The sequence below is a fragment of the Virgibacillus sp. MG-45 genome (genome assembly GCF_036409425.1).
Taxonomy (GTDB): domain Bacteria; phylum Bacillota; class Bacilli; order Bacillales; family Amphibacillaceae; genus LDC-1.
On sequence record NZ_JAXOFU010000011.1, the window covers coordinates 82,473 to 94,367 of the forward strand.

General features: G+C 38.9%; 12 protein-coding genes. 10 read left to right on the forward strand and 2 right to left on the reverse strand.

Annotation, left to right across the window (positions count from 1 at the left end; all coding sequences use genetic code 11):
- Positions 1-11: 11 nt before the first annotated feature.
- The gene (gene gerD / locus SPK86_RS12685; protein ID WP_330949514.1) at positions 12-638 is read right to left on the reverse strand and encodes a spore germination lipoprotein GerD; all 627 of its coding nucleotides are present in this window, start codon (positions 636-638) and stop codon (positions 12-14) included.
- Positions 639-777: 139 nt separating this feature from the next.
- Between gerD and SPK86_RS12690 the strand changes: the two genes are divergently transcribed.
- Positions 778-1,431: a KinB-signaling pathway activation protein gene (locus SPK86_RS12690; RefSeq protein ID WP_330949515.1), complete on the forward strand. Its 654-nt coding sequence runs from the start codon at positions 778-780 to the stop codon at positions 1,429-1,431.
- A gap of 57 nt (positions 1,432-1,488) precedes the next feature.
- Here the strand turns inward: SPK86_RS12690 and pdaB are convergent, their stop codons facing one another.
- Entirely contained in the window at positions 1,489-2,247 is a 759-nt protein-coding gene (gene pdaB / locus SPK86_RS12695; RefSeq protein WP_284141069.1) for a polysaccharide deacetylase family sporulation protein PdaB, read from the reverse strand.
- A gap of 254 nt (positions 2,248-2,501) precedes the next feature.
- On the opposite strand from pdaB, the gene SPK86_RS12700 reads away from it, so the two are divergent.
- The 9 genes from SPK86_RS12700 (at position 2,502) to SPK86_RS12740 (ending at position 11,575) form a co-directional block, all read left to right on the forward strand.
- Complete coding sequence (locus tag SPK86_RS12700; RefSeq protein ID WP_284141070.1) at positions 2,502-2,726, forward strand: hypothetical protein; 225 nt, start codon at positions 2,502-2,504, stop codon at positions 2,724-2,726.
- A 242-nt stretch (positions 2,727-2,968) separates the two neighbouring features.
- Positions 2,969-3,961 carry an ABC transporter ATP-binding protein gene (locus SPK86_RS12705; protein ID WP_284141071.1) on the forward strand — a complete coding sequence of 331 codons (993 nt, stop codon included), beginning with the start codon at positions 2,969-2,971 and terminating at the stop codon, positions 3,959-3,961.
- Positions 3,958-4,941: an ABC transporter ATP-binding protein gene (locus SPK86_RS12710; protein ID WP_284141072.1), complete on the forward strand. Its 984-nt coding sequence runs from the start codon at positions 3,958-3,960 to the stop codon at positions 4,939-4,941. Before SPK86_RS12705 ends, SPK86_RS12710 begins: the two co-directional genes overlap by 4 nt.
- Before the next feature lie 56 nt (positions 4,942-4,997).
- Positions 4,998-6,641, forward strand: a complete 1,644-nt coding sequence (locus SPK86_RS12715; protein ID WP_330949516.1) for an ABC transporter substrate-binding protein — start codon at positions 4,998-5,000, stop codon at positions 6,639-6,641.
- Positions 6,642-6,784: 143 nt separating this feature from the next.
- Positions 6,785-7,789 (forward strand): ABC transporter permease, encoded by a 1,005-nt coding sequence (locus tag SPK86_RS12720; protein ID WP_284141074.1) that lies wholly within the window; start codon positions 6,785-6,787, stop codon positions 7,787-7,789.
- 48 nt (positions 7,790-7,837) lie between these two features.
- Positions 7,838-8,749, forward strand: a complete 912-nt coding sequence (gene nikC / locus SPK86_RS12725; RefSeq protein ID WP_284141075.1) for a nickel transporter permease — start codon at positions 7,838-7,840, stop codon at positions 8,747-8,749.
- A 136-nt stretch (positions 8,750-8,885) separates the two neighbouring features.
- Positions 8,886-9,479, forward strand: a complete 594-nt coding sequence (locus SPK86_RS12730) for a DUF6305 family protein (protein WP_284141076.1) — start codon at positions 8,886-8,888, stop codon at positions 9,477-9,479.
- Between the two features lie 78 nt (positions 9,480-9,557).
- The gene (locus tag SPK86_RS12735) at positions 9,558-10,928 is read left to right on the forward strand and encodes a sensor histidine kinase (protein WP_284141077.1); all 1,371 of its coding nucleotides are present in this window, start codon (positions 9,558-9,560) and stop codon (positions 10,926-10,928) included.
- Positions 10,929-10,963: 35 nt separating this feature from the next.
- A complete protein-coding gene (locus SPK86_RS12740; protein ID WP_284141078.1) occupies positions 10,964-11,575 on the forward strand; it encodes a response regulator in 612 nt (203 codons plus the stop codon).
- Positions 11,576-11,895: the final 320 nt, after the last annotated feature.

Here is an 11,895-nt window from a genome sequence, read left to right on the forward strand (position 1 = left end):
AGGCGGGTAAATTAACCACCGCCTCCGCTTCCACCCTGTTGTTCTCCACCTCCGCCTTGTCCTTGTCCACCTTGCTGCTGGCTCCCTTGCTTTTCCGCAGCTTTTAATAGGATTTCTTGGATTTTAGCTTGAAATAATGGAGAGTCAAATGTTTGTTGAATGGACTCTTCTAAATGCGCTTTAAATTGCTGACTTTTTAGTACATCTAGCATTTGCTTTTCCACTTCTGGATTTTTCATGAGGTCAATCATTTGTTTTTGATATTCGGGATCCTTTAGCAAGTCCTTCATCAATTTTTTATGACTATCCTCCATGGATTTAGCAAAGTCCTTTACAAACTTTGGATCCTTAAAAAGCTTTTCCCACATTTCTTTTCCTTTTTCAGAGGTTAATGCTTCATTGATTGATTTTTTAACAACCTCCGCATCCATGATAAGCTCCTGCTTCATTTTTTCATCGGCCATAATTTCTGCGAGTGCTTTTTTTCCTTCCTCTGTTTGTAATATATCAACAACCATTTTTTTCGTTGTATCGTATTCCCCTTCTTTCGCAGCTGGATTTTCTCCACTACAAGCAGAAAGAAGCGTCATAATCATAATTACTATGCTAAACAGTATGAATCGTGATCTCGGAAACATAAGGAAATCCTCCTTCCTCCTTATGTTTAATATGGAACCGAAACGAAAAAATATGCACTTGTAGAGGAAAAAACAAGTTGTTCATGTTAAAATACGGGTGGTATGATTTGTGCATCATAAGCGGCAGGGGGAAATGAGATTGAATAGTCGAAAAGTAGTTACTTTATTTACGAGAACTTTGTTAATTGGGGGATTAGCAGGACTTATTACGAGTTTTTTTGTTAAAACCGATCAATACCTCGCTTATCTTAATCCATTTAATTTGAAAGAATTAGTTGGTGTGTTATTGTTTTCGCTTGGCTTAGGCTTGGTGTTTACGGTTGTAAGTCAAACAGGGTTTTTTGCTTATTTATTTATTCATCGGTTTGGTTTGGGACTTTTCCGTTCCTTTTGGCCAACCGTTCAAGTATTACTTATCCTGTTCGTGTTGTTTGATTTAGTTTATTTTCCATATACAGCAAGTGACGGGGATGGATCGCTTCTTCGTTATGTTCTTGTAGCGGCAGGCTTACTTATATATGGTGTAATTGTATCTTATATCAAAGCAAAGGAAACGAATAGCAGCGCCTTTATACCTGCCCTCTTTTTAATGGTTGTTATGACAACGATTGAGTGGGTGCCGGGTCTCCGTACAAGTGGAACCGATTATGCTTTGTTAATGATTGTCCCATTACTTGTTTCGAATACATATCAATTACTTGCTTTACACCGCCTTATTAAACAAGAGGACGGCAGATCTAAAAAGCCAGCTGTTGCCTTAAACAATAAAAAACAAGCAAGCTCAAAAACCTGATGGATCAATGATTCACCAGGTTTTTTTATGAAGTCAGATACATGTGAAAGCTTCCATTTAATCAACTATTTCTGCTTTTGCGTGGGCTTGATTGATCAACTCAGTAATTGTTACGAAGGACAATTTTTTATTTTTTAAACCTGGCAGAATCGTTTTTAATGAATTAGCTGTCTGCTTAGCGGAATCAGAAGCATGCATCAGAATGATGTCACCATTTGAGGTGTTCTTCATAATGTGATCAATAATCTTCTGGGTACCGGGATTTTTCCAATCATGTGAATTGACATTCCAATGAATCACTTTAAAGCCAATTGATTCTGCGAGCTCTACAATCTCTTCGTTAAAATGGCCATTAGGTGTGCGTAGAAGCTCGACATTTTCGTAGCCAAGCTTTTTAAAGACCTCTTTTGTGTGCAATAAATCCTTTCGCACTTGCTCTATTTCCTGATCAAGATAGCTTTTATAGCGATAGCCCAACGTCCCTAGCTCATGTTTTCCTTTGACAATCATTTCCACAAGTTCTGGATGTCTTTCTGCCCATTCTCCACTAACAAAAAACGTCGCTTGCACTTGTTCTTTTTCCAACTGCTTTAATATCCCTTCTACACGTTCTTCTCCCCAGCTTATGTTAAAGGTAAGTGCAATATTTGGTTCTTTTTCATTCCCCTTTGCCAGAACATTTGGTTCCTCATTGGAAAACACCGATAGCGTTCCAGTTGTTTCCATCCAAATAAAAATGGCAGCAAGATGAGCAAATAGTATAAGGGTAAGGATTCGTGCTTTCTTACCGAATTTCCATACATAAAAATGCTGCATACGGTTCCCTCCTTTTGTATCAGGCTTGTCTATTATTATATTTATGAGATAAAAGCGATATTATGAACAAGCTAATAAAAAACAAACGGGTTTATAAAGCAGCAAAAAAGGAAATAACAAATGAAAGCTACTTCGACAAGTTTCGAGAAAACCAACTTCTGAATAAAATGATAAAGAATGGATAAATTAAGAAAACCAACCGACAAAATTCCACATTTTTCACGAATAACTGTGGTATGGTGTGAGGTGAGAAAATGTTAGGCTTGATTATTAACGAATTAGAGCAAAAAGAGATGCAATATTTAGTGAAACGTGAATTAGAAGAGTTGCTCTTTGATTTAGAGGATCATCGCATTGACCCCATTGTAAAACAGTCTATGCGAGAACGATATCGGGTCCTTTTTCAGTTGTTAAGAAGAGTAGCCAGTCATGAAGAATGCTTGAAATATGTACCGAAGAAAACAAAAAACGAAGGATAATCGAAATAAGCGATTCATATGTATTGGCAAAATGTCAATGGATGAAGTTACATATGGAGATAGGCTAGCTTTCTGTTCAACCAAGAGCAGAAGGCTTTTTATATTGGAAAAACAAATGCATATGGTGTCAATTATTTTTAAGAAAAATGAGAAAAACTTTATACATGCTCTCATATAGATGTAATATAGTATAAATTCAAAAATATCTAACTAATTTGATTAATTTAAAAAGGAGGACGCATATGACTTCACCGCTCCTAGAGGTTCGCAATTTACATACACATTTTTTCACGAAGGCTGGAGTGGTAAAAGCAGTCGATGGTGTTGATTTTTCTATCAAGCCTGGGGAAACACTCGGTATTGTGGGAGAGTCAGGTTCTGGAAAAAGTATAACTGCTATGTCCATTCTTGGTCTTGTGCCCAATCCTCCTGGAGAAATTGTAGCAGGTGAGATTATCTTTAAAGGTGAAAATTTGCTGCACAAAAAAGAACAGGAAATGCGCCAAATTCGAGGAAAAGAAATTGCGATGGTGTTTCAGGACCCGATGACATCACTAAATCCAGTTTTTACTGTTGAAAAGCAAATGGTTGAAACCATTTTAGCGCATGAACGACTAACAAAAAAACAAGCAAAAGAACGTGCAGTGGAGTTGTTAACGCTAGTTGGTATTCCAGATGCAAGAAAGCGTCTTAAGACGTACCCGCATGAATTTAGCGGGGGAATGCGGCAGCGCGTGATGATTGCAATGGCGTTATCTTGTAATCCATCGTTATTGATTGCGGATGAGCCAACAACTGCTTTAGATGTAACCATCCAGGCGCAAATTCTAGAGTTGTTTAAGCAAATGCAACAGGAACTCAATATGGCAATGATCATGATTACCCATGATCTCGGTGTTGTATCAGAGGTATGTGACAATGTCATGGTTATGTATGCGGGAAAGCCAACGGAATTTACGAGCACAAAGCAGTTGTTTGATAACGGCAAACACCCATATACGCAAGGGTTAATGCATTCCATACCGAAAATCACGCCAGAAAAGGAAAAGCTTGCGACAATAAAAGGCTCGCCCCCAGATTTACGAGCACTTCCAAAGGGATGTAGCTTTGCACCCCGATGCGCACATGCAATGGAAGCATGCATAAAGACGGATCCAGTAATGACGAGGGTGGATGAAAATCATCGTGTTCGTTGTTTATTGTACGATCAATCAAAAAAGGCGGTAACGACATGAGTGCATTACTTGAAGTGAAAGATATAAAGAAACATTTTCCGATTAAAAATGATGCGGTTTTTTCGCGGGAAAAGCGTGTCTTAAAAGCGGTAGATGGGATTTCGTTTTCCGTTAAGAAAGGGGAGACGCTCGGTCTTGTTGGAGAAAGTGGCTGTGGGAAATCAACAGCAGGAAGAGTAATGCTCAAACTGTTAGAGCCAACGAGTGGAGAGATTTATTTTAAGGGTGAAAACATTACGAACTTTCGTGGGGAAAAGCTTCGCAAATTACGACGAGAAATGCAACTGATATTCCAGGATCCGTATGCATCGTTAAATCCAAGAAAGTCCATTGAGAAAATTATTTCAGAGCCGATGAAAATCTTTAATATTCCTCGAGAGGAACGGGAAAAACGCTTAGATTATTTGCTTGAGGTTGTTGGGCTTAGTGCATACCATAAGCAACGTTATCCACATGAATTTAGTGGGGGGCAACGCCAACGAATTGGAATCGCGCGTTCCTTGGCATTAGATCCTGAGCTTGTCATTTGTGATGAGCCGGTTTCTGCATTAGATGTTTCTATTCAAGCACAGGTAATTAATTTAATGGAGGATTTGCAGGCGGAATTTGATTTAACTTACGTATTTATCGCCCATGATCTTAGTGTCGTTCACCATATTAGTGATCGTGTTGCGGTGATGTATTTAGGGGAGCTAGTTGAAATTGGGGATGCGCAAGAAGTATATCGTGATCCAAAGCATCCATACACCCAAGCGTTACTTTCTGCTGTTCCTCAAGTAAATCCAAATGAGGAAAAGCAACGCATTATTTTAAAAGGGGATTTGCCTTCACCGCAAAACCCACCAAGCGGGTGTAAATTCCATACTCGTTGCCCATTTGCCGAAGAAATTTGCCGAACCTCCAAACCATCATTACGAAAAGCATCCGAAAACGGGGTAATGGCAGCATGTCATTTTGTCAAGGAGGTGGTCGAAGCTTAACAGCAAGCTGACCGTTATGCACATAAAGCAGAATCTAAAAAAGCAGGGGGAGAATTATGATTAAAAAGCAACGTTTATTATTTCTGTTAGTTTTGTCAATAGCACTGTTTTTTATACTTGCAGCTTGTAACAAGGATACGCAATCAGATAGCGAAGGAAGCGGAAATGCGGAAGGCGAAAACAAAGCTTCAGAAGGAGAAGCGAGTGGAGATAAGATTCTTGTTTTTGGCCGTGGAGCGGATTCGATTCAACTCGATCCTTCAAAAGTAACGGATGGAGAATCCATTTATGTTACAAACCAAATTTATGATACATTGGTACGCTATGAAGAAGAAAGCACAGAAGTAAAGCCTGCATTAGCAACCGAGTGGAAGGTTTCAGAAGATGGGAAAGTATGGACCTTTCAATTACGAGATGATGTAAAGTTCCATGATGGCAATGATTTTACAGCAGAAGATGTTGTCTTCAACTTTGAGCGTTGGACGACGTCAGCAGAATTTGTCTATTACGGCTATATGTTTGGGGCCTCTGAAGATAATATGAAAGGAATTATCGAAAAGGTGGAAGCAACAGGAGATTACGAAGTTACGTTCACTTTATCAGAACCGAATGCACCATTCCTCTATACGCTTGCGATGCCACCTTTTGGAATTGCGAGTTCAAAGGCTGTAGAAGAGCATGGAGAAGACTACTTTAAAAATCCAGTTGGAACTGGTCCATTTACATTTGAAGAATGGTTGCCAGATGACAAGATTACGTTAAAGAAAAACCCTGATTACTTTGGTGAACCAGCAAATGTCGATCAAGTTGTCTTCCGTGTAATTCCGGATAATGGTGCGCGATTCATGGAGCTTCAGGCTGGTAGTATCGATTTAATGATGGGATTAAATCCACAGGATATTGCAACAGCTGAAGGAGATGATAATTTACAGATTATTCGTCGTCCTTCAATGAATGTATCGTATATGGCGATGAACACAGATAAGGAAGGCCCATTAGCGGATAAGCTTGTGCGACAAGCGGTTAATTTAGCGATCGATAAGGAACAGCTTATTTCACTTTATGAAGGGATTGGAAAGGCTGCTAAAAACCCAATTCCACCATCATTATGGGGCTTTAATGATGATGTAGAGGATTATGGATATGATGTGGAAGAGGCGAAAGCGTTATTAGCTGAAGCTGGTTATGCTGATGGCTTTGAAATCACATTGTACACGTTTGCAAATCCAAGACCATATATGCCACAGCCAAAAGTAACTGCTCAAGCAATCCAAGAAATGCTGAAGGAAGTCAATATTAAGGTAAAGATTGTTGAAAATGATTGGGATTCCCATTTAGATGCAACAGAGAATGGAAAGCATGATATGGCCTTCCTCGGTTGGACTGGTGATAATGGAGATCCAGATAACTTCATGTACGTATTATTGGATAAGGATAATGCGAAAATGGGGTCAGCAGGAAATATTGCTTTCTACAAGAGTGATGAAGTCCATGACCTATTGAAGGAAGCACAGGTTGAAATGGATCAAGAAAAGCGGACAGCGCTTTATATGAAGGCGCAAGAGATTATTCATGACGATGCGCCTTGGTTCCCAATCGCGCATACGACTCCACCACTGGCTGCAAAGAAAAGTATTGTGAATTATGTTCCGCATCCAACGGGAAGTGAACCTTTTAATTTGCTAGATATTCAAGAATAGACGATTATTCTAGGTTCGTTGATTAACGAAGGATGTAGTTTATGGAAGGCTCTTTCCTTGTCGGTCGATGATGAACGGGAAAGAGCCTTTTCCAATCATGCGAATAGGAAAGATTGAAGTGCGTGAACGGAGGGGTCACAAACATGGCAAAATATATTATCCGCAGATTAATGATGTTAATCCCTGTATTACTTGGCGTTTCCATCATTACATTTTCATTGATTCATCTTATTCCCGGTGATCCAGCAAGGAGTATGCTAGGGGAAAAAGCTTCCGAAACGCAGCTCGAGCTATTGCGGGAGGAGTTAGGCTTAAATGATCCATACATGGTTCAATACGGACGTTTTATGGGCAAGGTCCTTACGGGGGACTTAGGTGAATCAATTCAATCAAAAGAAGATATTTCCTATGAACTGATGCAAAAGCTACCAGCCACGATGGAATTAGCTGTTTTTGCAATGACCATTGCGATTGTAATTGGAATCTTAGCGGGGGTCATTGCCGCGGTAAAGCAATATTCCTGGTTTGATAACATTAGTATGACTGGGGCGCTTTTTGGGGTTTCGATGCCAATATTTTGGTTAGGGCTGATGATGATTTGGATTTTTTCAGTTACATTTAACATTTTACCTCCTTCTGGCAGGATTACGACTGGAGTGGAGCTAGATACGATTACGAACTTTTATTTATTAGATAGTATCCTAACCTGGAATTGGGTAGCGTTTAAAGATGTATTTTTACACTTGCTTATGCCAGGAATTGCACTGGCAACTATTCCGATGGCGATTATTGCAAGGATGACGAGGTCAAGTATGCTGGAAGTGATGCGACAAGATTATATTCGTACCGCAAATGCGAAAGGGCTAAAGCGTCATTTAATCATTTTTCAGCATGCATTAAAAAATGCATTTTTACCAGTATTGACTGTAATTGGGCTGCAATTTGGGTTATTGCTCGGAGGTGCAGTGCTTACAGAAACGATATTCTCTTGGCCTGGTGTAGGAAGGTACGTATTGCTTGCTGTACTTGGCAGAGATTATCCCATTGTTCAAGCAACCATTTTAATTATCGCTACCTTATTTGTATTAATTAATTTGATTACGGATATTTTATACAAATATTTCGATCCGCGTATCAAATTTAATTGATCAAGTTGAACAGGTTTTGTGCTTATCTTGAATGAAAGGAAGTGTCTTATGGCTATACAACCAAATCCTGTTACAGATCCGGGTATCGATGCTGTTGACAAGAATGTACAAATAAAAGGTCAACGGCTGTGGGTAGATGCGTTAACTCGAATTATTAAAAGTAAAACCTCCTTGATTGGATTATGTATTATTTTGTTGTTAATAATTACGGCTATTTTTGCTCCGATCATTGCTACACATAGTACGACAGATCAATCGATTGTGAATCGGTACCAGCCTCCATCCTCAGAACATATTTTAGGTACAGATGAACTTGGAAGAGATATTTTTAGTCGCATTGTATATGGAACACGAATCTCCATACAGATCGGAGTTATTTCGGTCGGTATTTCTTTAGTCATCGGTGTGTTACTCGGAGGACTTGCTGGTTACTTTGGTCGCTGGGTCGATCAAATTATTATGCGCATCATCGATATTATGATGGCATTTCCGAGTATTTTGTTAGCCATTGCACTGGTTGCTGTTCTTGGAAAAAGCTTAACAAATGCAATGATTGCAGTCGGGCTAGTGGGTATTCCTCAATTTGCTCGAATTGTTCGGGCAACGGTGTTATCGGTGAAGGAAACCGAGTATATTGAGGCAGCGCGATCGATAGGCGCAAAGCATCGCCGTATTTTGTTTCAACATGTACTGCCGAACAGTCTAGCACCAATTATCGTACAAGCAACCTTAGGGATAGGAACGGCAATTTTAGATGCGGCAGGCTTAAGCTTTCTAGGTCTTGGTGCACAGCCACCAACTCCAGAATGGGGGGCAATGCTAAGTGACGGACGAGCTGCATTACAAACTGCTCCATGGGTTGTAGCATTCCCAGGACTTGCTATATTTCTTGTTGTTCTAGGCTTTAACTTATTTGGAGATGGGTTGCGGGATGCGCTAGATCCGAGATTAAAGCGATGACTGATAAGGAAGCAGGTCTAATTTAAGTTAATTGAAAGGAAAGTATTTTGAATATTTTATATTTATAGTAAGATAAGGTAAAGCAATTGCTTTACCTTTTTTCTTGCTTCCAAGCTATTTTTTGAGGGGGAATCGAATGAAAAAATATATCCCTGCTACTATCTGTTTTTTCATTTTAATATTGTTTGTCATTGCGCCACAGCAGACGGCAACTAAAAGTAAACCATATGCTTCTTATCCGAATCTTCCTGCGCCAATTGGAGATCAAAAGCTATTAATTACGAGTGCTGGACAAGCAGTAGAAGCATCGATACTTTATTCCATTGCGGAACATCTTCACTTAGATGTGGATTACCGCCCGAGAGTACTTGCCTCAGATTTATATGATTACAATACGGTTGCTGTAGTGATTGGGTATAGTGCGAATGGGATGACTCAAGTAAATCGAACGTTCGAAGAAGAGGTTAATCGGATAAAAGCGATTGCGGAGGAAGTGGAAAACCAGGAAAATGCGTTGATTCTTGTTCATTTATCGGGAAATTATCGCAGTGATAGGAAGTCCTTGCAGTTGTTTGAACAATTAGTTCAGCGTGCAGATTATTATATTGGTATGAAAGAGAATAAATATGGCAGCAAAATCAAACATGCTTTAAAGCAATTTCGTGTACCAGCTACATTTGTAAGCGAGTTAGATGATATTCGTGTTCCGTTCAATTCGGCTTTTCGTTAAGCTTGTAACTTGAGATGGGCTAGCAAATACAAAAGATGCAACAGAATCCCTTTTCTGCTAGACGTAGGAGGTGGAAGAGTGAAAGCGAAGAAACATTATGTCGTCGGATTGCTAGGGCTTGGGATGTTAATTTATGGAGGAATGCTACCTTATTTTTTGGATCGTATGACGGCTTTTATGATCATACAAATAAATGAAAGCATTATCGATCGTGATAGCGGTCAGCTCCTTATTACATCTTTTATGTATGTTGCCAAGTATACGGTTATCTTCTTTTTTATTTATTTTGGTGCATTTCTATTTTCACGAGTGTTTTGTCAGCGTGTTGAAATGTTGCGTTATTTAGGGTGCTTTATCATCCTTACGACTAGTAGCATGTTTCTTTTTAATGGGCTACATCATGAGAATCTGACGTTCCAAACACATTTTCTTACACTTGGGCTGTTATTACTGCTCCAAGTCTATATACCGAAACAGAAGTACTACTATTTTATTTTCTCGATTATTTTACTGTTATTAATTATATCGATGCAATGGCTCCAGTTAATTCCTGCATTATCTAGCTTTGGATTTGGTCTGAATGATATGGCAGCAAGTATAAAAATGGCGGATGCATACTTTACCGACAATAGTCTATTCAATACGATTGCGACCATATTCTTTGCTGCATTTTTAGTAATTGCAATCATTTTTACATTATTAATCTTTTTACAGCGAAAGCAAATGGATACATTAAAGCGGTATGAACTGCAGGAAGAAGAGTTAAAGGAAACTAAAATCGCCCTTGTAGAATCCAAAGTATATGAAGAAATGACAACATTAGTTCACGACCTTAAAACCCCACTCGTTACAGTGGAGGGGTTAATTAGCTTAATTGAAATGCAAATGAAGACGTCTCCTGATGGGATGTGGAGGAATTATTTTAACCGTATTAATCAATCGGTGAATAAAATGAAAGATATGATCTCCGAAATCATGCATGAGAACACAAAAAAAGCGACACCTGTTTCTGAATTACTAGAATATGTAGTTAGCCATCTTAATTTAGATGACCAGGCTATTAAGTTAGAAGTTTTTATGGTGGAAAATGTACCAATTCTATATGTAAATAAAATTCGTTTTTCGCGAGCAATTGCGAACTTGTTAGAGAATGCGGTTTGCTCATTTACAGGAAGTGGAGGGTTTATTCGTATTAATGTGAAGCGGGATAAAGGACAAGTATTGATACAAATCGAAGATAACGGTTCGGGCATCCGTCAAGATGATTTGCAGCATATATGGAAGGATGGATTCAGTACTACCAATTCCACCGGTATCGGATTGTCTTTTGTAAAGCGAGTAATCGAGAATCACGGAGGGACCATTACGGTAAATAGTAGACCAAATCTATTGACGCAGATGAATATTAGAATGCCGGAGGAGGTCAGTGAATCTCAGGTATCAGTGTAATGAAAAGAAGTAAATGCTAAAAGGAGGGGGAAGAGATGACCTCAACAGTACTAGTCGTAGATGATAATTCGGATATTCGTTTTACATTAAGAGAAATTTGTCAGTATGCGAATTGGAATGTCTTGGAATGCTCGACTGGACGTAAAGCGGTGGAGCTTTTTCGGTTATACACACCAGACGTTGTGTTGGTGGACTACCATATGCCTGACTGGGATGGGATTCGGACGACGAAGGAAATTCGCAAATTAAATAGTGTCGTTCCGATTATTATTTTGACGGTTGATGAGCGTCAGGATATTGCAAACGCATTTTTAGCTGCCGGGGCTACCGATTTCGCTTTAAAACCAATTAAAGCTCCTGACTTAATCTCACGGATTCGAATTAATTTAAAGGTTGGCAAGCTAACCAAGCCACAGGAGAGTGCATTTGTTGAAAAAGGAATTAATGAAGCAACCTTGCGTTCGATTAAAAACTATTTACTTGATCAACAAACCCCTGTAACTATAAACACGATTCAAAATAACCTTCCTGTGTCCTACCAAACTGTTCACCGTTATTTGAACTATTTAGAGGCAGAGGGAGCTGTTAAGGTAATCCTTGAATATGGTAAAACAGGGCGACCTAAAAATAAATATAAACTAATGTAAATAGAGAATGCGTATAATTTAGTGGAGGAAGCTGTATAGTAAATGCAAAGGACCTTCAGTTGGTATGCACGTTAATAAAAAATCATAAAAATACGGTAAATAACATCTTGATTTGCCCTATTATTTATGGTATATTAATTTCTGTTGTCAGCTTAGCAAAACGGTTGTGAAAGGAATTAAATATTTTTCAAAAAAACAGTTGACAATCACTCGCAACCATGATAAATTATATCTTGTCGCAAAAAACGACAAAGTAAAAAATTGATCTTTGAAAACTGAACAAAACGACCAGTATGTCAAGAAAAACGGACCTCGTTTTT